The sequence below is a fragment of the Exiguobacterium sp. SL-10 genome, from assembly GCF_004337025.1.
GTDB lineage: Bacteria > Bacillota > Bacilli > Exiguobacteriales > Exiguobacteriaceae > Exiguobacterium.
Window position 1 is genome coordinate 18239 of the sequence record NZ_SJUP01000017.1, and the last position, 25779, is coordinate 44017.

At 51.5% G+C, this 25779-nt stretch carries 22 protein-coding genes, 2 tRNA genes and 1 rRNA gene; all 25 read left to right on the top strand.

Going from position 1 to position 25779, the window contains the following annotated elements:
• The first annotated feature begins 26 nt into the window (after positions 1-26).
• Positions 27-584 (top strand): aminoacyl-tRNA hydrolase, encoded by a 558-nt coding sequence (gene pth, locus EVJ33_RS14160; RefSeq protein ID WP_131438096.1) that lies wholly within the window; start codon positions 27-29, stop codon positions 582-584.
• 45 nt (positions 585-629) lie between these two features.
• Positions 630-4154 (top strand): transcription-repair coupling factor, encoded by a 3525-nt coding sequence (gene mfd, locus EVJ33_RS14165; protein ID WP_131438098.1) that lies wholly within the window; start codon positions 630-632, stop codon positions 4152-4154.
• Positions 4138-5685 carry a polysaccharide biosynthesis protein gene (locus EVJ33_RS14170; protein WP_131438100.1) on the top strand — a complete coding sequence of 516 codons (1548 nt, stop codon included), beginning with the start codon at positions 4138-4140 and terminating at the stop codon, positions 5683-5685. The genes mfd and EVJ33_RS14170 overlap by 17 nt, the downstream gene beginning before the upstream one ends.
• Before the next feature lie 2 nt (positions 5686-5687).
• Positions 5688-7103 (top strand): bifunctional methyltransferase/pyrophosphohydrolase YabN, encoded by a 1416-nt coding sequence (gene yabN, locus EVJ33_RS14175; RefSeq protein WP_131438102.1) that lies wholly within the window; start codon positions 5688-5690, stop codon positions 7101-7103.
• The gene (locus EVJ33_RS14180; RefSeq protein ID WP_021065741.1) at positions 7100-7372 is read left to right on the top strand and encodes an RNA-binding S4 domain-containing protein; all 273 of its coding nucleotides are present in this window, start codon (positions 7100-7102) and stop codon (positions 7370-7372) included. Before yabN ends, EVJ33_RS14180 begins: the two co-directional genes overlap by 4 nt.
• A 45-nt stretch (positions 7373-7417) precedes the next feature.
• Positions 7418-7792 (top strand): FtsB family cell division protein, encoded by a 375-nt coding sequence (locus tag EVJ33_RS14185; RefSeq protein WP_131438103.1) that lies wholly within the window; start codon positions 7418-7420, stop codon positions 7790-7792.
• 75 nt (positions 7793-7867) lie between these two features.
• Complete coding sequence (locus EVJ33_RS14190; protein WP_131438105.1) at positions 7868-8404, top strand: S1 domain-containing RNA-binding protein; 537 nt, start codon at positions 7868-7870, stop codon at positions 8402-8404.
• Positions 8405-8616: 212 nt separating this feature from the next.
• Positions 8617-11019, top strand: a complete 2403-nt coding sequence (locus EVJ33_RS14195; RefSeq protein ID WP_131438106.1) for a YhgE/Pip domain-containing protein — start codon at positions 8617-8619, stop codon at positions 11017-11019.
• A gap of 142 nt (positions 11020-11161) precedes the next feature.
• Positions 11162-11238 (top strand) — tRNA-Met (locus EVJ33_RS14200).
• A gap of 9 nt (positions 11239-11247) precedes the next feature.
• Positions 11248-11319, top strand: a tRNA-Glu gene (locus EVJ33_RS14205).
• 68 nt (positions 11320-11387) lie between these two features.
• A complete protein-coding gene (gene tilS / locus EVJ33_RS14210; protein ID WP_201739722.1) occupies positions 11388-12617 on the top strand; it encodes a tRNA lysidine(34) synthetase TilS in 1230 nt (409 codons plus the stop codon).
• Positions 12618-12652: 35 nt separating this feature from the next.
• On the top strand, positions 12653-13198 hold the full coding sequence (gene hpt, locus EVJ33_RS14215; RefSeq protein ID WP_131438110.1) for a hypoxanthine phosphoribosyltransferase: 546 nt from the start codon (positions 12653-12655) through the stop codon (positions 13196-13198).
• Between the two features lie 105 nt (positions 13199-13303).
• Positions 13304-15331 carry an ATP-dependent zinc metalloprotease FtsH gene (ftsH, locus tag EVJ33_RS14220; RefSeq protein WP_131438112.1) on the top strand — a complete coding sequence of 676 codons (2028 nt, stop codon included), beginning with the start codon at positions 13304-13306 and terminating at the stop codon, positions 15329-15331.
• Positions 15332-15425: 94 nt separating this feature from the next.
• Positions 15426-16190 carry a type III pantothenate kinase gene (locus EVJ33_RS14225; protein ID WP_131438114.1) on the top strand — a complete coding sequence of 255 codons (765 nt, stop codon included), beginning with the start codon at positions 15426-15428 and terminating at the stop codon, positions 16188-16190.
• A gap of 20 nt (positions 16191-16210) precedes the next feature.
• Positions 16211-17137: an Hsp33 family molecular chaperone HslO gene (hslO, locus tag EVJ33_RS14230; RefSeq protein WP_131438115.1), complete on the top strand. Its 927-nt coding sequence runs from the start codon at positions 16211-16213 to the stop codon at positions 17135-17137.
• 86 nt (positions 17138-17223) lie between these two features.
• Positions 17224-18177: a cysteine synthase A gene (cysK, locus tag EVJ33_RS14235; protein ID WP_131438116.1), complete on the top strand. Its 954-nt coding sequence runs from the start codon at positions 17224-17226 to the stop codon at positions 18175-18177.
• Between the two features lie 94 nt (positions 18178-18271).
• Positions 18272-19651, top strand: coding sequence for an anthranilate synthase component I family protein (locus EVJ33_RS14240; RefSeq protein WP_236634645.1), 1380 nt, complete (start codon positions 18272-18274; stop codon positions 19649-19651).
• Positions 19648-20232 (top strand): aminodeoxychorismate/anthranilate synthase component II, encoded by a 585-nt coding sequence (gene pabA, locus EVJ33_RS14245; RefSeq protein WP_131438117.1) that lies wholly within the window; start codon positions 19648-19650, stop codon positions 20230-20232. The genes EVJ33_RS14240 and pabA overlap by 4 nt, the downstream gene beginning before the upstream one ends.
• Positions 20216-21046 (top strand): aminotransferase class IV, encoded by an 831-nt coding sequence (locus tag EVJ33_RS14250; RefSeq protein WP_131438118.1) that lies wholly within the window; start codon positions 20216-20218, stop codon positions 21044-21046. The genes pabA and EVJ33_RS14250 overlap by 17 nt, the downstream gene beginning before the upstream one ends.
• On the top strand, positions 21043-21828 hold the full coding sequence (gene folP / locus EVJ33_RS14255; protein ID WP_131438119.1) for a dihydropteroate synthase: 786 nt from the start codon (positions 21043-21045) through the stop codon (positions 21826-21828). The genes EVJ33_RS14250 and folP overlap by 4 nt, the downstream gene beginning before the upstream one ends.
• On the top strand, positions 21821-22186 hold the full coding sequence (gene folB / locus EVJ33_RS14260) for a dihydroneopterin aldolase (protein ID WP_236634646.1): 366 nt from the start codon (positions 21821-21823) through the stop codon (positions 22184-22186). The genes folP and folB overlap by 8 nt, the downstream gene beginning before the upstream one ends.
• Entirely contained in the window at positions 22183-22686 is a 504-nt protein-coding gene (gene folK / locus EVJ33_RS14265) for a 2-amino-4-hydroxy-6-hydroxymethyldihydropteridine diphosphokinase (protein ID WP_131438120.1), read from the top strand. The genes folB and folK overlap by 4 nt, the downstream gene beginning before the upstream one ends.
• Positions 22687-22765: 79 nt before the next feature.
• Positions 22766-23704, top strand: coding sequence for a tRNA dihydrouridine synthase DusB (dusB, locus tag EVJ33_RS14270; RefSeq protein WP_236634647.1), 939 nt, complete (start codon positions 22766-22768; stop codon positions 23702-23704).
• Positions 23705-23852: 148 nt separating this feature from the next.
• Positions 23853-25343 carry a lysine--tRNA ligase gene (gene lysS, locus EVJ33_RS14275; RefSeq protein ID WP_131438124.1) on the top strand — a complete coding sequence of 497 codons (1491 nt, stop codon included), beginning with the start codon at positions 23853-23855 and terminating at the stop codon, positions 25341-25343.
• A 330-nt stretch (positions 25344-25673) separates the two neighbouring features.
• Positions 25674-25779 (top strand): 16S ribosomal RNA (locus EVJ33_RS14280); the annotation flags it as partial.

Here is a 25779-nt window from a genome sequence, read left to right on the forward strand (position 1 = left end):
GGGCTTTTTTGTTCAGGAGGAATAAGATGAAATGTATCGTCGGCCTCGGGAATCCAGGCAAAAAATATGAGATGACCCGTCACAACGTTGGATTTTTAGCGATTGATCGCTTAGCTGATAAACATGGGATTCAACTCGATGAAGCCAAGTTTAAAGCAGTAATCGGAACGGGAAGAATCAATGGAGAACGTGTCGTCCTCGTCAAACCGCTCACCTACATGAATCTGTCAGGAGAGTCGGTTCGTCCGATTTTAGATTACTATAAGATTGAAATCGATGACTTACTCGTCATTTATGATGACTTAGACATGGTGCCGGGGAAACTACGATTCCGTCCGAAAGGCAGTGCCGGAGGGCATAACGGCATCAAGTCACTGATTCAGCATCTGGGCACCCAAGACTTCAAACGTCTGAAACTCGGGATCGGTCGTCCGCCGCATCCGATTAAAGTCGTCGATTGGGTACTGATGAACTACCGAAAAGAAGATATGCCAGAATTGAATGATACGCTCGATCAAGCGGTGTCCGCCGCGACTGATTTTGTGGACACGGAATGGATCGCGCTCATGAATCGATATAACTAAAGGGTCAACGTACCCTTTTTTGTCGTATGAGGTGGAGGAAATCAAATGAATGCTTTAGAGAAATTCATGTTGGCATTGCCTGAGACGAACGTGATTCGGGAGCGGTTGCCAAAAGTCGATCGTCAACTCGTCACCGGTCTGACAACGAGTGCTAAGGCGCTCGTGTTGGCAGGTTTGGCGAAAAATTCGCCAAGACGCCTCGTCGTCGTCACGCATAACATGTATCAAGCGCAAAAAATGTATGATCAGCTCGAGTCGCTCGTCGGCCCGAGCAACACGTTGCTTTATCCGATTGACGAGACGCTCGCTGGCGAACTGTCACTCACATCGAGCCCGGAACTGCTTGCCGCGCGGATTGAAGTTCGAACACGTCTCCTTAACGAAACGGGAGGCGTCCTTGTCGTGCCACTTGGTGGGTTACGTCGCTTTATCCCGAGCCCGACGGACTGGCAGACGAGCCATCGCATCATCAAACCAGGGCAAGAACTCGATTTGAAGCCGTTTGCCGAGACGCTCATCACGCTCGGATATGAACGCACGGCCACCGTGACCGCGCCGGGTGAGTTCTCTGTACGGGGAAGTATTTTAGACGTCTATCCGCTTACTGAAGCGCGTCCATATCGCATCGATTTATTCGATACCGAAGTGGATTCGATCTTTACGTTCGATGCTGAGACACAACGTTCACTCGGGGTCGTCGCTGAAGCGGTCATTCCACCGGCCACCGAGTTTATCGCGTCGACAGAACAACTGAAAAAAGCTGGACAGGCACTCGAACGTCAATACGATCGGACGCTCTCGTTGATCGAGACGGAGACGATTCGTCAAGCGCTCGAGGACGGGATCGCTCGGGACATCGAACAGTTTGGCCGTGGCGAAGCACCTGAGAAGGTCGGGAAGTATACCCCGCTCCTATATAGTTCGACGCTCCTTGATTACGTCGGACCGGATGCTGTCTTAATTTTAGATGAAGTGGCACGGATTGAAGATGCTGCCGATGTGCAAGACCGTGAGGAAGCCGAATGGTTCTCGTCGCTCATTGAACGCGGTGAGTCCGTCAGCAACTATACGCTCGCCGTCCCGATGCATAAAGTGTTTCGTGATTTGAAGCAAGTGGCGTTCTCGCTCCTCCCATCGAGACGGTCGGGAATTCCGGAGACGAACACGGTCCATCTCAGTTGCCGTCCGCTCCCGGCGTTCCACGGACAGATGCATTTGCTGAAGCAAGAAGTTGAACGGTGGCAACAAGGTGACCATCGCCTCGTCTTTTTAGCAGGAGATCAAATGCGAGCCGATAAAGTCGTGGCGTTGCTTGAAGACTATGGCATCTCGTCCACGTTCACGAATGTGGATGGCGAGCTGTTGCCGCGTCACGTCCACGTCATGATCGGGCAAATCGAAGGCGGATTCGAACTCTCGACGAGCCGTCTCGTCGTCGTTTCCGAAGAGGAACTGTTCAAGCGTGTCACGAAACGGAAACGACAGACGAAGAACTTGACGAACGCTGAACGGATTAAAAGTTATCAAGAATTAAAACCGAACGACCACGTCGTCCACATCCATCACGGGATTGGGAAGTACCTCGGCATCAAAACCATCGAAGTCGGCGGCATTCACCAAGACTACTTACATCTTGTCTACGCCGGCGATGATGCGCTCTATGTCCCCGTCGATCAAATCGATCTCGTCCAAAAATATGTCGGGGCCGAAGGGAAAGAGCCGAAGATTTATAAACTTGGTGGAACCGAGTGGAAGAAGGTCAAATCGAAAGTCGCCAAATCGGTCGAAGATATCGCCGATGAGCTGATCAAGCTGTATGCGGCGCGGGAAGCGTCCGTCGGCTATGCATTCCCGACCGATGATGAGGAGATGAGCCAATTTGAAGGTTCGTTCCCGTATGCGGAGACAGAGGACCAGGTCCGTTCTATCGCTGAAATCAAGGCCGACATGGAGCGATCGCGACCGATGGACCGTCTCCTCTGTGGCGATGTCGGTTATGGAAAGACAGAAGTGGCGATTCGAGCCGCATTTAAAGCGGTTCTTGCCGGCAAACAAGTCGCTTTTCTCGTGCCGACGACCGTGCTCGCACAACAACATTACGAGACGATGCTCGAGCGGTTCAGTGAGTTTCCAATCAACGTCTCCGTCATGAGCCGATTCCGCTCGAAAAGCGAGATGGCTGCAACGAAGAAAGGTTTAAAGGAAGGGACGATTGACGTCGTCGTCGGGACGCACCGTGTTTTGTCGAAAGACGTCACGTTCGCCGACCTCGGTCTCGTCATCATCGATGAGGAACAACGTTTCGGGGTCAAACATAAAGAGCGACTCAAGCAGTTGAAGACGAACATCGATGTCTTGACGCTCACAGCGACACCGATCCCGCGGACGCTCCATATGTCAATGATTGGGATTCGAGATTTGTCGGTTCTCGAGACACCGCCAGAGAACCGCTACCCGGTCCAGACGTATGTCATGGAGTATGACGGCATCGTGCTGCGTGAGGCACTGGAGCGCGAACTCGCACGAGGCGGGCAGGCGTTCTTCCTCTACAACCGCGTTGAAGGGATTGAACGGAAGGCTGAAGAGATTCGCGCTTTGTTACCGGAAGCGCGCATCGCGACGGCGCACGGTCGGATGACCGAGACGGAACTCGAGAGCCAGCTCATCAGCTTCCTTGAAGGAGAAGCGGACGTGCTCGTCTCGACGACGATTATCGAGACCGGCATCGATATCCCGAACGTAAACACGCTCATCGTCCACGATGCGGATAAGATGGGGCTGTCACAACTGTATCAGTTGCGTGGTCGAGTCGGCCGTTCCAACCGGATTGCCTACGCCTACTTCACGTATCGGAAAGACAAGCGCTTGACCGAGGTCGCGGAGAGCCGGTTACAGGCCATCAAGGAGTTCACGGAGCTCGGGAGCGGGTTCAAAATCGCGATGCGCGACTTATCGATTCGCGGCGCCGGCAATTTGCTCGGAGCCCAGCAATCCGGCTTTATTGATTCGGTCGGGTTCGATTTATACTCGCAAATGTTGTCTGAAGCCATCGAAGAACGGAAAGACCGGATGCGCGGTCAGGCGAAACAAGTCGTCTTCAAACCGGAGATCACGTTCCAAGCGGACGCGTATATCCCAGACGAGTATTTGTCAGATAGCGAATTGAAAATTGAGATGTACAAACGTTTCAAATATGTTGATACACCAGAGGCTTTGTTCGCCCTTCAAGACGAGTTGATTGAACGGTTCGGCGAATTCCCAGAACCGGTCTCCCTCCTCATCCAACTGACGCGTCTACGGATTTACGGGGAAATGGCGAAAGTGGCCCGTATCAAACAGACACCGGGTCGCATCGAGATGGTATTGTCGCTCGAATCGACGACGGCGCTTGACGTCCCATCATTCATGGAATGGACGATGCCGCTCGGCCGGAAGCTCGGTGTCGGTCAAGACAACGGCGCGCTCAAGTTGTCGCTCAGCGGTCGGATGCCAGTCGTCGAGCTGTTGAATGATGCCGATACTGTACTTGAGGAGCTCGTGAAGAGGTTGGCGCATGCGGTCGCCAAGTAAGTTTGCGACCGGGGTCGTCTTATTTGCGCTCGCGGGCTATCTTTCAAAGTTCATCAGTTTTGCGTATCGGGTCCCGTACCAAAATATCGCGGGAGACTTCGGGTTATATGCCTATCAGACGGTATATCCATTTGCCGCAATCGTCGCCTCGCTCGGCATGTATGCGATGCCGGTCGTGATTGCGAAAATCGGTGTCGGGGCCCAAGGGCCGCGGCGAAAGCTCGAAGTGTTATGGGGAAGTTTTTATGTCTTGCTCGGTCTCGCTCTCACACTTGTCATCGCGATGTGGGCGCTCGCGCCGGTTATTGCCCGTCTCCTCGGTGATGTAGAACTCGCACCGACGTTACGCGTGATCAGTCTGAGTTATTTGCTCATGCCCGCGTTGGCGGTGCTCCGCGGTTCGTTTCAATCAGTCGATGACTTGAGACCAAGCGCCATTTCGCAAGTGCTCGAAAATCTTGTCCGCGTCACAGTTTTGCTCATCGCCTTGTTGATTGGCGTCCGCTTTGGACAAGACGCCTATACGTTGAGCCGTTATGCGTACGCAGCGACGCTCGTCGGGGGTGTCATCGCCATTGTCATCTTGTCGTTATGGGCGAAGCAGCTAAGAGTCGTCCCGGTACAATCCGCGACGTTGCGGTCTGTCCTTCGAATCTTACTGACGACCGGCTTTGCCGTCGGATTCGCCTCGCTCGGGATTTTATGGATGCAACTCGTCGACTCATTCACGATTGTCAATCTGATGGGTGGGGATTACGCGGCGAAAGTCGGGAAAGGGGTATTTGACCGAGGCTATCCGCTCGTTCAATTCGCGATTCTTTTCACGACGGCGCTCGGGATGGCGAACGTACCGAACTTGGTGCGCCATTATCGTGCCGGTCGGGTCGAGGCGACGTCTTTCGGACTCAGCTCGATGATTCGCGTGACGACGACAGTTGCCGTAGCGGCGACGGTTGGCCTGATGGGCGTCATGTTCCCGTTAAATATCGCCTTATTTGAAAATGCGGCCGGAACAATGGCGCTCGTCTTACTCTCGACGAGCACGTTTGCCGCATCGCTTGCCGTAGCGAGTATGACGTGTCTACAGGCGATTGACCGGGAACGGACGGCCGCAATCGGCATGCTTCTCGCAATCGGTGTCAAGCTGATCAGCAACCTGTGGCTCGTTCCTCACTACGGTATTGAAGGGGCCGCCATTGGAACGTCGATTGCCTTTTTAGCGATGGCCGCCTTCAACTTCAATCGGCTCGATCAAATCATCCCGCTAGGCATGCTCCGATTTAAACACTATGGGCGTCTCGTCAAAACGGTGGCGCCGATGGGCGTCGTCTTGCTCGGCTTGAATGTTATTGCGCTTGATTGGTTGACAGACCGTCTTGACGCCCTCGTCTGGCTTGGATTCATGCTCTTGCTTGGGGCCGGCAGTTATGTCTGGCGATTATGGAAAGAACAAGTATTGACGACAGAAGAGTGGGAGATGATTCCGTTCGGAGGTCGACTCATCAATCTGTTAGAAAAAAAGGAGAATTAAATATGAGTTACGGAATTACGGTCGTCGGCCTCGGGTCTGGCGAACTCGAGCAATTACCACTCGGTGTCTATCGTCACTTGAAACAGCAACCGCTCGTTTGGTTGCGTACGAAAGAGCACCCGGTCGTCAAAGAGCTGGAGATGGAAGGCGTTCACTTTGAATCGTTTGACTCGATTTATGAATCGTGCGATACGTTTGAGGAAGTGTATACCCAAATCGTTGCGACATTGCTTGAGAAGAGTGAAGAGATGGCCATCACCTATGCCGTGCCGGGTCATCCGTTCGTGGCGGAGCGTACGGTCGAACTGCTCGTCGAGCAAGATGCGAACGTCACGTTCCTCGGGGGACAGAGCTTTTTGGACGCCATGTTCCAAGCCCTTCGCATCGACCCAATCAACGGCTTCCAATTACTCGATGCGACGGCGCTCGATGTGGAACGGATTCAAGTGACCCAACACGTGTTGATCGGACAAGTGTATGACGGGTTCGTGGCCGGAGACGTGAAAGTCCAATTGATGGAACGATATCCGGATGAGCATATCGTCAAACTCGTGACGGCTGCTGGGACGAAACGCGAGCGGGTCAGTGAAATCCCACTCTACGAGATGGACCGCGTGGCAGAGGTCGATAACTTGACGACGCTCTATGTGCCGCCGTTGATGGACGAAGCACATCTCGCCCGCGAGTTCTCGACGCTGAAGCACATCATCGAGACACTCCGTGGACCGGACGGGTGCCCATGGGATCGAAAGCAGACGCACGAATCGCTTCGCAAATATTTGCTTGAAGAAGCGTACGAATTGATTGAAGCGATCGACGAGGAAGACGATGATGCCATCGTCGAAGAGCTCGGTGACGTCTTGCTTCAAGTCATGTTACATGCCCAAATCGGGGCGGACGAAGGCTATTTCGATATTCGGGATGTCATTGGCACCGTCAGTGAGAAGATGGTACGCCGTCATCCTCATGTGTTCGGTGACGTGACGGTCGATGATGCCGATGAAGTCGTGACGAATTGGAATGCGATTAAACAAGTGGAAAAAGGGGAAAAGAGAAAATCGCAGCTAGATGGTGTCCTCATGACGCAACCTGGGTTGATGCGGGCCGAGCAATTGCAGAAGAAAGCTGCTCAAGTCGGTTTCGAATGGGACGATGTGCAAGGTGCGTTCGAGAAGTTAGAAGAAGAGCTTCACGAGTGGAGAAGTCAGCCTGAAGATGAACGAGAGCTTGGCGATGTCCTGTTCTCGGTCGTCAACGTAGCGCGTTATTTCAATTTGAACGCCGAGCAGGCGCTCGAACGGACCAACCAAAAATTTAAGAGACGATTCGAATATATTGAAGCGAACGGCTCCATCGGAGAGATGACGCTCGACGAGATGGATCGACTCTGGGATGAAGCGAAGGAGAAGGGATTATGAGACTAGACAAGTTTTTGAAAGTATCCCGTTTGATTAAACGGCGTACGTTGGCGAAAGAAGTCGCCGACCAAGGCCGGATTCAATTGAACGGACAAGTGGCGAAAGCGAGCACGGACGTCAAAGTCGGTGACGAGTTGCAAATTCGATTTGGGAACAAGCTCGTCACGGTCGTCATCGACTCGATTGCCGAGCATGCCCGCAAAGAGGACGCGAAAGAAATGTACCGCTTGCTCAAAGAAGAAAAGGTGAACAGTGGTACGGAAGCGTAAAAAAAAGGTATACTGGACGTAACAGGACAGGAGGAAGGTGATTCGATGAATGGACGTAACCCGATGGAACGCAAACAGCGGATTCGGGCTCTTGATGAACGAAGAGAACAGCTGGAAAAAGAAAAGAGCCGGCAACGTATCCATCTTCGACGCCGCCTGGCTGCAGCCTCGCTTCTCTTTTTGTTGATGATTGTCTTCATCGGTCAGAGTTACTTCTCAAAAGTCGGATATGTGTCCGAACAGGAACGGAAACAAAATGAAGCGCAAGTCGAACTTCGAGAAACGAAGGACGAGCAATCGGAATTAAAAGAGCAGGTCGAGCGTTTACAAGACGAAGAATACATCGCCAATCTAGCGCGCAACGAGCTGTTGTTCTCGAAAGATGGCGAGATTATTTTTTACTTCTCACCAGAGGAATAAGTGGGTTCGTTGACCGTTGGCGAATCGACTCGTATAATTGTAGGGAATCAATCAAAAAAAGGAGTACATTATTTTATGTCAATTGAAGTAGGAAGCAAGGTACAAGGTAAGGTTACAGGGATTACGCATTTCGGAGCGTTCGTAGAGCTTCCAAATGGCAAAACGGGTTTGGTGCACATCAGTGAAGTGGCAGATTCTTACGTCAAAGACATCAATGAGGTTCTAACGGTCGGTCAAGAAGTGACGGTCAAAATCTTAAACGTCGAAAATGATGGCAAAATCGGGTTGTCTATCAAAAAGGCCGTCGATCGTCCTGTCAGTGAACGTCCAGAGCGCCCAGCCGGCGAGCGTTTCTCTCGTGGCCCACGCCCGGGCGGACCGGGTCAAGGCGGCCCACGCCCAGGTGGTCCAGGACAAGGTGGCCCACGCGGTGGTGGCCCACGCGGTGGCGGCCCACGTGGTGGCGGCGGCGGACGTCGTGAAGTACGCCGTGAACCAGAAACGTTCGACACGTTGATGAGCAAGTTCTTGAAAGACAGCGACGAGCGCTTGACGACGTTAAAACGTCAAACTGACTCAAAACGCGGTGGACGTGGAGCCAAGCGCGGGTAACCCTTCGTAAACCATCAGCTTCTACTCGTACGATAGACGTTCTTCATCAGGAAGACGACGAACCACAGACTTTCAAAGTCTGTGGTTTTTTTTGTCGTTTATTTTTTTGTTATAAAAAATAACTAAAAAGGGTTGCATTTTTGAAAGGAAGCGAGCAAAATAAGGAACATGAAAAAATAGTTATGTTTTATAAGTGAAAGGTGAGAGTTAAAATGAATGGATGGAAACTGTGGACAGCAGAATGGCGAAGTATCGGGAAAGATCCACGCGTGTGGATTCCGATTCTTGCGGTCGCGCTCGTGCCGCTTATGTATGCGGGGATGTTTTTATGGGCGTTTTGGGATCCGTATGGACAAATGGAAGACTTGCCGGTGGCAATCGTGAACGAGGACCGTGGGGCGACGTTCGACGGGGAGCAGCTTGCTGTCGGTGACGAGCTCGTGGAGAAATTAAAGACATCTGATGCGTTCGAATTTGTCGAGACGACAAAACAAGAGGCGACGTCCGGATTAGACGACCATGACTATTACATGGCGATTGAGATTCCGGCGGATTTCTCGGAAAAAGCGACGACTGCACTCGATGACAAGCCGGAGAAGCTCGAACTGAAGTATATCGCTAACGAATCATATAACTTTTTAGCAGCTCAAATCGGTGGTTCGGCGATGGAACAAGTGAAAAGCGAACTATCAACCGAAGTCGCCAAACAGTACGTCAGTGCAATGCGTGACGGGATTCAAGACGCCGCCTCGGGGCTCGATGACGCCGCAGCCGGGGCCGCGAAGCTCGCGGACGGCTCGAAGACGGCTGAGAACGGGGCGACCGAACTGGCCGATGGGACGGCGTTACTCGCTTCGAAGCAACGTGAATTGGCTGACGGGGCTAGTCAGTTAAACGAAGGTGTCGCACAACTTGAGTCTGGGACGGCTGAGTTGGCGAATGGGAGCCAGCAAGTATATGACGGCAGTGCCGCCTTGGCGGATGGGGCACGTCAAGTGAATGACGGGGCCTCTGCGCTCCAAGATGGGACGAGTCAGCTTGTCGAAGGGACGAGCACGTTCGCGTCGAAGTTGGAAGAATTGCAGAGTGGTACTGCATCCCTCAATCAAGGGGCACAAGAGCTCGCAGCCGGAATTGTTCGTTCAAAGGATGGCAGTGCTCAATTAAGCGCGGGTTCGAACGAATTAGCGGCGGCGATGACGTCGGCGAAAGAAGGCAACGCCGGCCTGGTTGCAGGTGAGACGCAACTCGTGAATGGAATCGGTCAAATGAAAACAAAGATGTTGACCAGCCAAGACGAGTTGATCACGCAGCTATCGGCACTCGCCGAGTCTGGGCAATCGGCGCCACCGGAAATGCTACAAGCAATCGTGGCGCAATTGACGGAAGGTCAAACGGCAACCGCAGCCGGATTCGATGAACTGGCAGCGGGAGCAACACGCGTGAAAGAAGGACAAGTCGCACTCGGTGACGGGTTGACACAAGCCGAGGCAGGTGCGAGCGAGCTCGCCTCGGGACTCGCGACGTTGCAGGAAGGACAAATCGAATTGGCAAACGGAGCACAAGCGTTGGCTGAAGGATCGACCCAAGTAGATCAAGGGGCTCAAACGGCCGCTACGAGCTCGAAAGAGTTGGCTACTGCAAGCAGTCAGATAAGTGCGGGCGTTGGTGAGTTGAAAGTCGGGACGTCAGAACTTGCGACGGGTAGTAACCGTCTGACGGAAGCGACGGGGGCTTTATCTGAAGGAAGTTCAAAACTCGCAGACGGCGCGAAAAGCGCGGGCGACGGAACGAGTACGCTTGCGGACGGAGCCTCACGCTTGGCGGATGGGGGCAAAGACCTACAATCCGGAAGCACTCAACTCGCGAATGGACTGTCAGATTTAGAATCTGGCAACAGTGAGTTACGGGACGCGCTTGCAGAAGGCGCCGCAGCCGCGTCGATTGACATTCGAGAAGACAACGTCGACATGATGGCGGGGCCGGTCACGATTGTGAATGATTCCATCCACCCTGTTCCAAACTATGGAACCGGCTTTGCACCATACTTCATGTCGCTCGGTCTATTCGTCGGGGCGCTCTTGTTATCGATCGTTTACCCGTTATACGATCCAGCTGGTAAACCGAAGCGCAGCCTGTCGTGGCTCGTCTCGAAATCAGGTGTGTTGCTCGTGGTCGGCTTGATTCAAGCGCTCGTCTTGGATGTGGCGATGGTCATGCTGCTCGGACTTGAAGTCGAGGCACCCCTTCAGTTCTTTGGATTCAGTTGGCTCGTGAGCATCACTTTCTTGTTGATCGTGCAACTGCTTGTCACGACGCTCGGAAATCCAGGTCGTTTCGTCGCCATTGTCTTATTGATTCTGCAACTGACGACTTCGGCCGGGACATTCCCGCTCGAACTCATTCCAAGTGCGTTGCAGCCGTTCAACGCCTGGTTACCGATGACGTATACAGTTGCAGGTTATAAAGAGATTTTGTCAGCGGATGGCTGGAGTTACTTGCAACAAGCCATTTTGTATCTGTCGTTCGTATCGGCCGCTTGTTTCTTCTTGTTATGGGGATATTTCCACATCGCTTGGAAGAAAAAATATCGGCTGACGACGTCAGAAGCTTGATGCACAACGAACTGAAAATCGTGTATAGTGGATAAGAAGCCACTGTACACGATTTTTTTCTAAAAAAACTTTTAAAAAAGAATTGACACTGACGTGAGTACTGGTTATTATAGAAAATGTGCTTAGGACACAACAATAACATGGCGGTGTAGCTCAGCTGGCTAGAGCGTACGGTTCATACCCGTGAGGTCGTGGGTTCGACTCCCTCCGCCGCTACCATTTTATTTAGGCCCGTTGGTCAAGCGGTTAAGACACCGCCCTTTCACGGCGGTAACACGGGTTCGAATCCCGTACGGGTCACTTACCTAAGCGAAAAGAAGCCATCTCACTTGAGATGGCTTCTTTTGTTATATCAAGGAGGGCGACGGATGGCGAAAGTATTGATTGCGGTGTCAGGTGGAGTCGATTCGGTCGTCTTGTTAGACCGTGCTGTTCAAAGCGGTCTTGAGATCGGGGTGGCCCACGTCCATCACGGATTGCGTCTCGAGTCGGATGAAGAGTATGGTTTCGTGCAGCGTCTGGCTGCTTCTTACGGCGTCCCGTTTCATGGTAAGCGACTCACTTTTCCGGATGGTGGGTCACAGGCGAGTTACCGGACGGCACGATATGCGTTCTTTGAACAAGTTATGCAGGAATTCGGTTATACACAACTGATGACGGCCCATCATGCAGACGATCAACTCGAGACGGTTCTCATCCAACTTCAACGTAACGTCGTCGAAGTGACAGGAATTCCGGAGCGCCGCCCGTTTGCCGGAGGAGAACTCGTCCGCCCACTCTTATCGGAACCGAAGCGAGAACTGATTGCTTATGCCACCCGACATCGACTCGAATGGCGAGAAGATGCGAGCAATGCCGAAGTGGATTACTTACGAAACAAGTTGCGCCATCAGTTCGTCCCGCAACTCCTCATGGCACAACCGGATCTTGTTCACGTCGTGAGCGAAACGGCCCGACGTCAGCGCGACCTGTGGAGTGAACGTTACCAGCGCATGGAGGTGTGGATGGAGACCTCGGTTCATTTTGAGATGAAAGCGTTTCATGTGAAACTAGAGGACATAATCAGTTTGGATCGGCTCGAGCGATACGTCGTAGGGCGATTACTCTGTACTCGATATGGGGTAGAAGTAGGAGAAGCGATGGAACGACTTTTTGCGAGCTCGCGAGGTTCAGTGCATGTCGATTTAGAAGGTCCGTGGCGACTGCGGAAACACGACGGAGTCTTATCGTTACAGGCGACCGGTCGGCCGATGCCATCCCCGGATGAACGAGTGGTGACGGCGTTCCCCGCGCATGTGGCGTTCGGTACAAGTCGGTTTTCACTCGAGGTCGTTGAAGAGGCGCAGGGCATCCCGCTCGAGGCGGTCGAGTTACCATTAGTGATTCGTTCTGTCGAGGCTGGAGATGTGATGAAACTGTCCATCGGGACGAAAAAAGTTTCTCGTATCTTCATTGACGCGAAGATTCCGCGAGAAAAACGACCTTTTGTCCCGTTGATAGTTGACGCAACCGGACAGGTTATCGCTATAGTAGGAGTAAGAGTTTCCGATTTTCCGGATAAGTCGGGTGCGATGTGCCCACGATTAATGGTAAAATGATGATTGTGTCGGATAAGAAAGAGGAGGATTTTAAGATGTCATTAATGAACGATATGGAAAAAGTACTGATTTCAAATGAAGAGATTCAAGGTAAAGTGAAAGAACTCGCTGCAACCCTTAGCGAAGAATATAAAGAAGAGTTCCCACTCCTCGTCTGTGTGTTAAAAGGTGCGATGCCATTCATGTCGGACCTCGTCAAAGAGATGGACATTCATTTAGAAATGGATTTCATGGACGTGTCGACGTACCACGGCGGAACATCATCGACTGGTGAAGTCAAAATTGAGAAAGATTTAAATACATCTGTAGAAGGACGCGACATCTTGATTGTAGAAGATATCATTGATAGTGGACTTACACTCGGCTATCTCGTTGATCTTCTCAAGTACCGCAAAGCTAAATCGGTTAAAATCGTGACGCTTCTTGACAAACCGACGGGCCGCAAGAACGGATTGTCGGCTGATTATAGTGGTTTCGTGATTCCACACGAATTTGTCGTCGGCTACGGTCTTGATTACGAAGAGAAATATCGTAACCTTCCGTACGTCGGTGTGCTCAAGCCGAGTGTTTACGGGGGCTAACGTTTTTCTTTTGAAAATGTGACGTGTTAAGATAAAAGAAATACCCAAAGTATACACATATACTGAATGGGCGAGAACATCGTTTCTCGGAATAGGAGGCAGAGAATGAATCGTGCAGTGAAAAACACCTTAGTGTTCGGTGTGATTTTCCTGGCCTTGATCTTGTTCCTTCAATATTTACAAAACCCGAATAGCCAGAGCGAAACGCTCTCTTATTCGAAGTTCTTGGAATATGTGGAGGATGATCGAATTGAAACGGCAACCGTACAGGAAATCCCGGGAGCTATTTCAATTACAGGTGACCTTACAGGAGACGAAGATCAGCGTTTTGAAACGAACATCCCGGCCAACGAGGCCGAATACGCCGAAGTACTCTCGTTGCTTCGGGCGGATACCGACATTCAAGTAGAAGAAGCAGAATCGAGTGGTAGCTGGTTTAGCATCGTATTCGCGATCTTACCGTTCATCATCATCTTCATCTTGTTCTTCTTCTTGCTTAACCAAGCCCAAGGTGGCGGTGGCGGTGGTCGTGTGATGAACTTCGGGAAATCGAAGGCGAAACTTTACGATCAAGAAAAACGTCGCGTCACGTTCGAAGATGTTGCCGGGGCCGATGAGGAGAAACAAGAACTCATCGAAGTCGTCGAATTCTTGAAAGACCCTCGCAAGTTCTCGAAACTTGGAGCACGGATTCCGAAAGGCGTCTTGCTCGTTGGTCCTCCAGGAACAGGTAAAACGTTACTCGCTCGTGCAGCTGCGGGAGAAGCCGGTGTACCGTTCTTCTCAATCTCAGGTTCTGACTTCGTCGAAATGTTCGTCGGTGTCGGGGCGTCACGTGTTCGTGACTTATTCGAGAATGCGAAAAAGAACGCACCGTGTATCATCTTTATCGATGAAATCGATGCAGTCGGACGTCAACGTGGTGCCGGTCTCGGTGGCGGACATGACGAACGTGAACAAACGCTTAACCAACTTCTCGTTGAGATGGATGGATTTAGCGACAATGAAGGGATTATCATGATTGCCGCGACGAACCGTCCGGACATTCTTGACCCAGCCCTTCTTCGTCCAGGTCGATTTGACCGTCAAATCACGGTTGACCGTCCAGATGTGAAGGGCCGTGAAGCAGTCCTTAAAGTCCATGCCCGCAACAAACCGCTCGATTCGACAGTCGACTTGAAGTCAATCGCGCAGCGTACGCCTGGATTCTCAGGTGCTGACCTTGAAAACTTGTTGAATGAAGCAGCGCTCGTCGCAGCCCGGTCTAACCGTTCAGCGGTCTCGGTCGTGGATGTCGAGGAAGCGATCGACCGTGTCATCGCCGGTCCTTCTAAGAAGAGCCGTGTCATCTCGGAGAAAGAACGCCAAATCGTCGCCTATCATGAGGCGGGTCATACGATTATCGGGATTGAACTCGAGAACGCAGACGAAGTGCATAAAGTGACGATTGTTCCTCGCGGCAACGCGGGTGGATATGTCGTCATGCTTCCGAAAGAAGATCGCTACTTTATGACGAAACCTGAGCTTGAAGATAAAATCGTTGGTCTCCTCGGGGGCCGCGTGGCGGAAGACGTCATCTTCGGTGAAGTGTCAACAGGAGCGAGCAATGACTTCCAACGCGCGACTGGTATCGCTCGGAAGATGGTCATGGATTACGGCATGAGCGACAAGCTCGGACCGCTCCAACTTGGATCGAACCATGGTGGACAAGTCTTCCTCGGCCGTGACTTCCAAACGGAACAGAACTACTCGGATGCGATTGCGCAAGATATCGACCTCGAGATTCGCGATATCATCAACCGTTGTTACGCGAAAGCGAAACAAATCTTGACGGATCGTAAAGACGATCTCGAGCTCGTCGCGAAGACGTTGCTCGAAGTCGAGACGCTTGATTCGAAACAAATTCGTCACTTGATCAAGACGCGCGAATATCTTCCGCACGAACCGGAAGAGCCGTCTGAACCATCGAACGACGATGCGAACGACGAAGCGAAGAAAGATGAGGCGGCCGTCAAGCACGGACAAGTCATCGATCAACCTGGAGTCGTCCAAGAAGCGAAACCGGATGTTGTCCCTGAAGGCGATAAGCCTGAAGCGACACCGACGGAACGCCCGAACAACGAATCACGCTAAGTGAAAGAGACGAATGCCCTAAACAAGGCATTCGTCTTTTTTCGTGTTATAATTCGAGCGAACTGTAATTGACAACAAAGTGAGGAACGCTATCATGATTTTAGTGATTGATGTTGGGAATACAAATATTGTCCTTGGGATGTATGATGACGAGACACTCGTCCATCATTGGCGCATCTCGACAGACCGCACGAAAACGACTGATGAATACGGCATGCTCGTAAAATCGCTGTTTGATCACTCGAACGTCTCGTTCGATCAGATTGACGGCGTGATTCTGTCTTCGGTCGTCCCACCGGTCATCTTTCCGCTCGAACAGATGTCGCAGCGCTATTTCAACGTCCGACCGATTGTCGTCGGTCCTGGTGTGAAAACGGGTCTCGACATTCATGTGGACAATCCACGGGAAGTCGGTGCGGACCGCATCGTCAATGCGGTCGCAGGAATCGCTAAGTATGATGGACCGCTCATCATCGTCGATTTCGGTACGGCGACGACATACTGCTATATCGATGAGAACCGCCGCTATCACGGAGGAATCATCTCGCCGGGTATCATGATCTCGGTTGAGGCGCTCTATCAACGGGCGGCGAAGTTGCCGCGGATTGAGCTCGCGACACCACCTACGGTCGTTGGAAAAAATACAATTCAAGCGATGCAGTCGGGTACGTATTACGGCTATGTCGCGCAAGTCGACGGGATTGTCGGCCGCATGAAACGTGAAGTCGGAGAAGCGACTGTGATCGCCACAGGTGGTCTCGCGCGTTTGATTAGCGAGCATGCCGAGACGATTGACACCGTCGATTCATTTTTGACACTTGATGGACTTCGTCTCATCTATGAACGAAACCAGAAATAAACTTAAAGGAGTTACTCGATATGATTCAACCAGAACAACAAGCATTACTTGACCAAATGAAAGCTGATTACCTCGTCCGGGCCCTCGGATTTAACGGTGAAGTCCGTGCGTTTGCCGTTCGGACAACGAAAACAATTTTTGAAACGCAACTCCGTCATCAGACGACACCGGTCGCTTCAGCAGCGCTCGGTCGGACAATGACGGTCGGTGCGATGATTGGTGCGATGCAAAAAGGTGCCGCTCGCGTGACGCTTAAAGTCGAAGGCGATGGGCCGATCGGGAAAATCATCGTCGACGCTGATACGGCTGGAGACGTACGTGGTTACGTGTCACACCCTCGCGTCGAAGGCGGGACGTTCGTGAACGATCACGGCTTGACGAAATTGAAGGTTGGCGAAGCGGTCGGACGTGGGACAATCTCGGTCATTAAAGACCTCGGTTTGAAAGACTACGTCGGAGGCTCGTCTGAGATTCAAACGGGCGAAATTAGCGAAGACTTCACATACTACTTCGCGACGTCAGAACAAGTGCCATCAGTCGTCGGTGCCGGTGTTCTCGTGCTTCCAGAAGATGAATCGATTCTTGCGGCCGGCGGTATCATCGTTCAATTGATGCCGGATGCGTCAGAAGAAACGATTCAAGCACTTGAGAACGCTTTGAAGACGTTCCCTCCAGTATCTGTATTGATCGGTGAAGAGAAGACGCCGGAAGAGATGCTCCATATGCTCCTTGGCGACAGCCTCGAAGTGTTGGACCAAAAGCCGGTTCAATTCAACTGCACATGTGGCCGTGACCGCATGGAAAGTGCAATCATCGGTCTCGGTACCGAAGAGATTCGTCAAATGATTGAAGAAGACGGCGGCGCTGAGGCGGTCTGCCATTTCTGCGGCGAGAAATACCACTTCTCGGCGGAACAGTTAGAGGCGATGAAACAACAAGCACGCTGACCGCTTGGCTCCAAATTGCATATTTTGAATCCGATAGGGTATGATTACAATATCGGAATAGTCGGAATTATGGAGGAGGAAATGAAATGCGTATCGTAGATTCAGTAACAGATTTGATTGGAAAGACACCGATTGTGAAGTTAAATGGATTAACTGGCGCTGAAGATGCCACGGTTTACTTGAAATTAGAGTATATGAACCCGGGTTCTAGCGTAAAAGACCGGATTGCACTCGCCATGATTGAAGCGGCGGAACGTGAAGGGGTCTTGAAACCAGGAGATACGATTATCGAACCGACCAGTGGAAACACGGGAATCGGTCTTGCCATGGTCAGTGCGGCCAAAGGCTATAAAGCGATTTTGGTCATGCCGGAAACGATGAGCATGGAACGTCGCAATCTGCTTCGTGGCTACGGTGCCGAGCTCATTTTGACGCCGGGTCCTGAAGGGATGGGCGGAGCGATTCGCCGTGCGACGGAAGAGGCTGAACAAAATGGTTATTTCCTCCCGCAGCAGTTTAACAATGAAGCCAACCCGAACGTGCACGAGATGACGACCGGGCCTGAAATCGTCGACGCGTTCGATGCGTCAGGTCTTCAAGTCGATGCGTTCATCGCTGGCGTCGGGACAGGTGGAACAATCACGGGAGCGGGTAAAGTGTTGAAAGCCCACTACCCGAACGTTCAAATCCTAGCGGTCGAACCGGTCGATTCACCGGTGTTGTCGGGTGGCAAACCAGGCCCGCATAAAATCCAAGGCATCGGGGCCGGATTCATCCCGTCGATTCTCGATACAGAGATTTATGAAGGTGTCCTTCAAATCACGACCGATCAGGCGTTTGAATATGCACGTCATGCCGCTAAAACGAACGGCGTGCTCGGAGGCATCTCGTCAGGTGCAGCGATTGCTGCGGCTGTCGATACGGCGAAACGTCTCGGCAAAGGGAAAAACGTGCTGGCGATCATCCCGTCAAACGGAGAGCGCTACCTCAGCACACCGCTCTACCAATTCGATGAAGAATCAGATAGCGTACGTTCGTAAACAAACGGCAGTTACCGGGAGACAACTTCTTTCGGTAACTGCCTTTTCTTGTGTACAATTAAAGGCATGAATCAGTGGAACGGGGGAATGTGGCTTGAGACGAACAGCGTTCAAAACCATGAGCATGACAAAAGAGAAAATGTACGACACGTATATGACATTGACTGAAGGGAAGAAGAACTATGCGTGGTTAGAGAGTGGACGAGTCGGCCGCTATACGATGGCCGGATTCGAGCCGTTCGCTACGCTTCACGTGAAAGATGGTGTCGGGACGTTCGTCACGTCAGAGATGACGGAAACGATACATGGTGAGCCGCTCGATATCGTCGAAATGGTTCGAGCCCGTTACGCTACCGAGCGACCAGAAGGTGCGCCCCCGTTTTTCGGTGGGATGATCGGTTACGTGAGCTATGACGTAGCCCGTACGCTTGAACGTTTACCACGGCAAGCGGAAGACGATTTGGCGACCCCTGACGTCTCGTTCTTATTATTCGATGAAGTGGCGGTCTTCGATGAAAAAGAGTCGCTCTTATATATGCTCGTTACTGCAGAGGATCAGCTAGAGGTGAAACTCGATCGCTTTGCTGCCCTCTGGCGGACGGAGACGCATTATACATTCCCGCCGGTCGCGAGTGGAACGGTCGAACGTTCGCGTTCGCTGTCACAAGAGAAGTTTGTGACGGCGGTGCAAAAGATTCAAGACTATATCGTCGAGGGCGATGTGTTTCAGGTGAATTTGAGCGTCCGGCAATCGGAACCGCTCCTCGCACACCCGCGTCACATCTACGACACGCTTCGGAAAGTGAACCCTTCACCGTATATGGGTTATTTCGCTGACGATTCGCTCACGATGGTGTCGGCTTCACCGGAACTGTTGCTCGAAAAACATGGCGCTGCCATCTCGACCCGTCCAATCGCTGGGACAAGACCGAGAGGCCGAGACGAGGCAGAGGATTTAGAACTGGCGCGGACGTTGCTCGACAATGAAAAAGAAAGAGCTGAACACGTCATGCTCGTCGACCTTGAACGAAACGATTTGGGCAAAGTCGCGGTGTACGGAACGGTGCATGTCGATGAGTTGATGGTCATCGAGAAGTACTCGCATGTCCAACACATCGTCTCAAACGTACGCGGTCTGATGCGGGATGGCGTATCGGGTGCTGAAGCACTCGGTGCGATGTTCCCGGGAGGCACCATCACCGGGGCACCGAAGATTCGGACGATGGAAATCATCGAGGAACTCGAACCGGTCCGACGTGGGATTTACACCGGTTCATACGGCTGGCTCAGTTGGGATGACGATCTTGTGTTCAACATCACGATTCGGACGATGGTCGTCAAGGACGGGATGGCTCATGTTCAGGCGGGTGCCGGGATTGTAATCGATTCGGATCCTGAGGCGGAATATGCCGAATCGCTTTCGAAGGCGAAAGCGCTATGGGCAGCGAAAGAAATGACGGAGGCGACGGTATGATTTTACTCATCGATAACTATGATTCGTTCACATACAATTTAGTGCAATATTTTGGGGAACTCGGTGAACAGCTCGTCGTCCGTCGCAACGATGACATCACGCTTGAAGAAATTGAGGCGCTCGCCCCGAGTTATCTCGTCATTTCACCAGGACCGTGCACACCGAACGAGGCCGGAATCAGTATCGACGCGATTCAAGCGTTTGCCGGTCGCATCCCGATTCTCGGAGTCTGTCTCGGCCATCAAGCGATTGCCCAAGCATTCGGCGGGAAAGTCGTCCATGCTGAACGACTCATGCATGGAAAGACGTCAGCGATTCGACATGACGGCCAGACGCTGTTTGCCGGGGTCCCACAACAGACGATTGTGACACGGTATCATTCGCTCGCGGTCGAACGAGATTCGCTACCGTCATGCTTGCATGTCACGGCCGAAACGAGCCTAGGAGAGGTGATGGCACTACGGCATGAAACGTTGCCGATTGAAGGAGTGCAGTTTCATCCAGAAGCGATTTTGACAGAACACGGCAAAGACATGATTCGCAACTTCATCGAGGTGTATCGTCATGTGGCTTTGGCATAACGGCGAACTGCGAGGCAGTTCTGAAGTGATGATCCCGGTGGAGGATCACGGATTTTTATATGGGATGGGCCTATTCGAGACGTTTCGAACGTTCGACGGGATTCCGTTCTTGTTTGATCTCCACTGGGAACGGCTTGAGAGGAGTTTGGCGGAACTGTGGATTGATTTACCGTATACGAAACAAGAGATGGAGCAGGCGATCCAAGACGTCGTTCGGCAAAACGGAACCTCGAACCTGTATGTGCGCTTGAACGTGTCAGCAGGGGTGGCGCCACTCGGGCTCTATGACGGACGCTACACTCGTCCGAACGTGACGCTGATCGTCAAACCGTTATCGGAATCGTTCCAGCCCACAGAAAAACGGTTGGAAGCCATCCCGTTTCCAAGAAGTCGGCCCGAAGCAGCATTCCGCTTAAAGTCCCATCATTATATGAACAATATATTAGGCAAACGGATGCTCGTCGATCGGGAGGCGGAAGGTCTGTTCGCCGATGAATCAGGACATGTGGTGGAAGGGCTTGTCTCGAATATCTTCTGGGTCGAAGCTGACCAACTTTGGACGACGCCGCTCGCGACGGGACCTCTGGCTGGGGTCACGCGACGTTGGGTGATGGATACGTTTGATGTGAAGGAACGTGATGTGACGTTTGCGGAACTTGCTCGAGCGGACGAAATTTGGTTGACCAATTCGGTTCAACAGATCGCTCCGGTCACAGACTATGCCGGGAGGACGTACCCGGGCAAGGACGGAGTGAAATTTAAAGCATGTTGGTCTAAACTGTTGCATGCGATTGAAAGGGAAGAAACGCGATGACAAAAATCATGGGCATTTTGAATGTAACGCCAGACTCGTTTTCGGACGGGGGACAATATGAGGCGCTTGATCAGGCGATTGCTCACGCCAAGCAACTCGTTCGAGACGGAGCGGACGCGATTGATATCGGCGGGGAATCGACACGGCCGGGAGCTCGGTTCGTCTCCGCGGAAGAAGAAATCGAGCGAGTCGTTCCTGTCATTCGTCAACTGAAGCAAGAACTTGACGTGCTCATCTCGATCGATACGTACAAACCGTTGGTGGCAAAGGCGGCATTAGAAGCCGGGGCCGATATCATCAATGATGTCTGGGGTTCGAAGTGGGGAGATCAGTCGATGGCACAAGTGGCACGGGCGCATAACGTTCCCATTATCTTGATGCACAATCGTGACAATCGTAATTATGGTCATTTCATCGAGGAGGTCGTCGGGGACTTGCATGAATCGATTGAAATCGCTCAAGCGGCAGGTGTGCCGGATGAGATGATTTGGCTAGACCCGGGAATCGGTTTTGCGAAAGACTATGCGCAAAATATGGAGTTGATGAATCGACTCGACGTGATCACGAACCTCGGTTATCCGGTGTTACTCGGGACGTCGCGGAAATCATTTATCGGCCAAGCACTTGATTTACCGACCGAAGAACGATTGGAAGGGACATTGGCGACGACGTGTTTAGGCATCATGAAAGGCTGTGCGTGGATCCGGGTTCATGACGTAAGAGAGAATAAACGAGCGTCACTTATGATGGACGCAATGCTGGGAGGCGGACAAATTGGATAAGATGTTTGTGAATGGGATGCGTTTCTATGGCTATCACGGTGTGTTTGAGGAGGAGAATCGACTCGGTCAACGGTTCAACATCGATTTGATGTGTGAGTTGGACTTGGCGCCGTCCGGGCAAACGGATGATTTATCAGAGGGAGTCAGCTATGCCGGTCTCTATCAGTTGACGGAAGACATCGTCACTGGGGAATCGGTCAATCTGCTCGAAGCGCTGGGCGAGCGTATCACGACGGCTGTCTTAGCCCACAGCGACAAGATTCAAAGCGTCACCGTTAAAGTCATCAAGCCGGACCCGCCCATCCCAGGCCACTACGACTCGGTCGCAATCGAGATGACGCGGAGGCGAAACGTATGATGTACGTGGCGCTGGGCTCGAATATTGGTGAGCGTGCCAACTATCTGGCAGAAGCGATTCAAGCGTTGGCGACAAGCGGCCTTCGTGTGACGAAGGAGTCGTCCGTATACGAGACGGCACCGGTTGGATACACGGATCAGCCCTCCTTCTATAATATGGTCGTTGAAGTCGATTCGACCATGCCTGCAGAGGCGTCCTTGCTTCAGCTCCAACAGATTGAACAGGCCTTAGGGAGAGAACGGCTGTTCAAAAATGGACCACGTACAATCGACCTTGACATCTTGGTCTATAACAGCGAAGATATACAATCGAAGCAGTTAACTGTTCCGCATCCGCGGATGCAGGAACGTGCTTTTGTCCTTGCCCCGTTCGCGGAGATCGCTCCGGCGATCGAGGTAAAGGGAATGACGGTGCGGGCGTTACTTGAAGCCCTCCCTGCGTCAGAACGACAAGATGTCGTCCGGCTCGGACCGTTACAATCATTGGTCAACTCGGTTTAATGTTAGCAAAGGAAGTGGAGAAGTGTCAGGGTTCAAAATTGGTAACATCGATATAAAGAACCGCGCCGTCCTTGCCCCGATGGCCGGAGTGACAAACCCTGCATTTCGTTTGATCGCGAAAGAATTCGGTGCGGGACTCGTCTGTGCCGAAATGGTCAGCGATAAAGGGATTTTATTAGAGAATGCGAGAACGCTTCGCATGCTGTACGTCGATGAGCGGGAAAAACCGCTCAGCCTTCAAATTTTTGGAGGTTCGAAAGATACACTCGTTCGAGCGGCACAGTATGTGGATCAAAATACGAACGCGGACATCATCGATATCAATATGGGGTGCCCGGTCCCGAAAGTCACGAAGTGTGAGGCGGGCGCTAAATGGTTGCTTGACCCGGACAAAGTTTATGAGATGGTGAACGCCGTGTCACAAGCGGTCGATAAACCGATCACGGTCAAAATGCGTCTTGGTTGGGATGAGGATCACATTTATATTCTTGATAACGTTCGTGCCGCCCAATCGGGTGGTGCCGCAGCGATTGCCATTCACGGTCGCACAAGGTCCCAACAATATGAAGGGACCGCAAATTGGGACTGGATCGGCGAAGCCAAGAAAATTGCGACGGTTCCGATTATCGGGAACGGCGATATCTCGACACCTCAAGAAGCGAAGCATGCGATTGACCATTTTGGTGTCGATGCCGTCATGATTGGACGGGCGGCGCTAGGAAATCCGTGGATGTTGTATCAAACCGTCCAATACTTAGAGACAGGAGAACTTCCGCCAGAACCAGCGGCGCGTGAAAAGATCGACATTTGTATGTTGCATCTTGATCGTTTGATTGCCATCAAAGGAGAAGTGACAGCCGTTCGCGAGATGCGTCAACATGCGGCGTGGTACTTGAAAGGGTTGAAAGGCAGCGGCCCGGTTCGGAAGCAAATCAATGAAACAGAATCGCGAGATGCTTTCGGCATTGTGTTATATCATTTTGTGGAGCAACTCGAGCGACAAATGCAAGAAGTGTGAACTAGTGAAAAAAATTGATTTGTGGTAAGCTTGTTTGGCGAAAAAGTGAACCACACAAGCAAACGGTTTAGGCTGTGCTGTTGGCCGTGAGGCTGACAGTTTTTTATTAGGAAGATCCCCCAATACGTATAGAGGAGTGAATGGAGTAGTGAGTCACGAGTTGGAAATGAATGACCAAATGCAGGTTCGATTTGAAAAAATGACCGAGATGCGTGAACAAGGGCTTGACCCGTTCGGACGTCGATTTGAACGTTCGGCCCACGCCGGTGAATTACATGAACAATATGAGGCAATTGAAAAAGAAGCCTTGGCTGAACAAGACGTCGAAGTGACGCTTGCCGGACGAATCATGACGAAACGTGGAAAAGGGAAAGTCTTCTTTGCCCACATTCAAGACGTTACAGGACAAATCCAAATCTACGTGCGCAAAAATGACGTAGGTGACGAACCGTTCGATTTATTTAAATCATCTGACCTTGGCGATATTGTCGGGGTGAAAGGGAAGTTGTTCAAGACGAACGTCGGCGAATTATCGATCCACGTCGAAGAGTTCGAACTGTTGACGAAAGCACTTCGTCCGCTTCCTGATAAATATCACGGCTTGAAAGATGTCGAGCAACGCTATCGCCAACGTTACTTGGATTTGATTACGAACAACGATTCACGCCAAACGTTTATTTTGCGTAGCCGAATCATCTCGGAAATTCGGAACTTCTTGAACCATCGCGGTTACTTGGAAGTCGAGACGCCGATGCTGCACACCATCGCCGGTGGAGCTGCTGCCCGTCCATTCTTGACGCACCATAACGCACTTGATATGGAATTGTATATGCGAATCGCCATCGAGCTTCACTTGAAGCGTTTGATTGTTGGTGGTCTCGAGCGCGTGTATGAGATTGGCCGCGTCTTCCGTAATGAAGGGATCTCAACGCGTCATAACCCAGAGTTTACGATGATTGAACTATATGAAGCGTACGCAGATTATAATGACATCATGGATTTGACGGAAGAGCTTGTGGCACACGTAGCACAAGAAGTACTCGGCACGACGGACGTTCAATATGGAGAAGATACGATTCATTTGGCCGTCGGTTGGAAACGTGCGCATATGGTCGACTTGGTGAAAGAAGAAACAGGCGTCGATTTCTGGAAACAGATGTCTGATGAAGAGGCACGCGCGCTTGCGAAAGAGCACGGTGTCGAAATTCAAGACCACATGACGTTCGGTCATATCGTCAATGAATTCTTTGAGCAGAAAATTGAAGAAACATTGTTGCAACCAACGTTCGTTACAGGACACCCTGTCGAAGTATCACCATTGGCGAAAAAGAACGATACAGATCCACGCTTCACGGATCGGTTTGAATTGTTCATCGTTCGTCGTGAACATGCCAACGCCTTCACGGAATTGAATGACCCGATTGATCAGCGTGAGCGCTTCGAGGCCCAACTTCTTGAGAAAGAAGCCGGTAATGATGAAGCCCATGAATTGGACAACGATTTCCTTGAAGCACTCGAATACGGAATGCCGCCAACAGGCGGTCTTGGAATCGGAATCGATCGCCTCGTCATGTTGTTGACGAATGCACCATCGATTCGCGATGTCCTATTGTTCCCAACGATGCGACACCAACAGTAAAGAATCGTTTTAACCTCTCGCTCTTACGGGCGAGAGGTTTTTCTATGGGGATTAGTTGCCGGTTTAAAGATACTAAAAACTTTTTTAGAAAAACTTTTGCAAAAAGTCTTGCGTTCTATTTAAGGATGCGGTAAAGTAATAAACGTTGCCGCTGATGGCAGCGGAAAAGAATAAAAAAAGTGGTTGACAACTGTGTCGATGACTTGTATTATTTTAAGAGTCGCCAATGAGCGACAGACGAACTTTGAAAACTGAACGATGAGGCAAAAAATGTTTTACAATTTTTGAATGAAGCGCAAGCTTCGTCATTTTTAAAGAGCTATATCAAATTCTTTGGAGAGTTTGATCCTGGCTCAGGACGAACGCTGGCGGCGTGCCTAATACATGCAAGTCGAGCGCAGGAAATCATCTGAACCCTTCGGGGGGACGTTGATGG

Coding starts and splice junctions, on each gene's coding strand:
- pth (WP_131438096.1), top strand. CDS start 27: ATGAAATGTATCGTCGGCCTCGGGAATCCAGGCAAAAAATATGAGATG.
- mfd (WP_131438098.1), top strand. CDS start 630: ATGAATGCTTTAGAGAAATTCATGTTGGCATTGCCTGAGACGAACGTG.
- EVJ33_RS14170 (WP_131438100.1), top strand. CDS start 4,138: ATGCGGTCGCCAAGTAAGTTTGCGACCGGGGTCGTCTTATTTGCGCTC.
- yabN (WP_131438102.1), top strand. CDS start 5,688: ATGAGTTACGGAATTACGGTCGTCGGCCTCGGGTCTGGCGAACTCGAG.
- EVJ33_RS14180 (WP_021065741.1), top strand. CDS start 7,100: ATGAGACTAGACAAGTTTTTGAAAGTATCCCGTTTGATTAAACGGCGT.
- EVJ33_RS14185 (WP_131438103.1), top strand. CDS start 7,418: ATGAATGGACGTAACCCGATGGAACGCAAACAGCGGATTCGGGCTCTT.
- EVJ33_RS14190 (WP_131438105.1), top strand. CDS start 7,868: ATGTCAATTGAAGTAGGAAGCAAGGTACAAGGTAAGGTTACAGGGATT.
- EVJ33_RS14195 (WP_131438106.1), top strand. CDS start 8,617: ATGAATGGATGGAAACTGTGGACAGCAGAATGGCGAAGTATCGGGAAA.
- tilS (WP_201739722.1), top strand. CDS start 11,388: ATGGCGAAAGTATTGATTGCGGTGTCAGGTGGAGTCGATTCGGTCGTC.
- hpt (WP_131438110.1), top strand. CDS start 12,653: ATGTCATTAATGAACGATATGGAAAAAGTACTGATTTCAAATGAAGAG.
- ftsH (WP_131438112.1), top strand. CDS start 13,304: ATGAATCGTGCAGTGAAAAACACCTTAGTGTTCGGTGTGATTTTCCTG.
- EVJ33_RS14225 (WP_131438114.1), top strand. CDS start 15,426: ATGATTTTAGTGATTGATGTTGGGAATACAAATATTGTCCTTGGGATG.
- hslO (WP_131438115.1), top strand. CDS start 16,211: ATGATTCAACCAGAACAACAAGCATTACTTGACCAAATGAAAGCTGAT.
- cysK (WP_131438116.1), top strand. CDS start 17,224: ATGCGTATCGTAGATTCAGTAACAGATTTGATTGGAAAGACACCGATT.
- pabA (WP_131438117.1), top strand. CDS start 19,648: ATGATTTTACTCATCGATAACTATGATTCGTTCACATACAATTTAGTG.
- EVJ33_RS14250 (WP_131438118.1), top strand. CDS start 20,216: ATGTGGCTTTGGCATAACGGCGAACTGCGAGGCAGTTCTGAAGTGATG.
- folP (WP_131438119.1), top strand. CDS start 21,043: ATGACAAAAATCATGGGCATTTTGAATGTAACGCCAGACTCGTTTTCG.
- folK (WP_131438120.1), top strand. CDS start 22,183: ATGATGTACGTGGCGCTGGGCTCGAATATTGGTGAGCGTGCCAACTAT.
- dusB (WP_236634647.1), top strand. CDS start 22,766: ATGGCCGGAGTGACAAACCCTGCATTTCGTTTGATCGCGAAAGAATTC.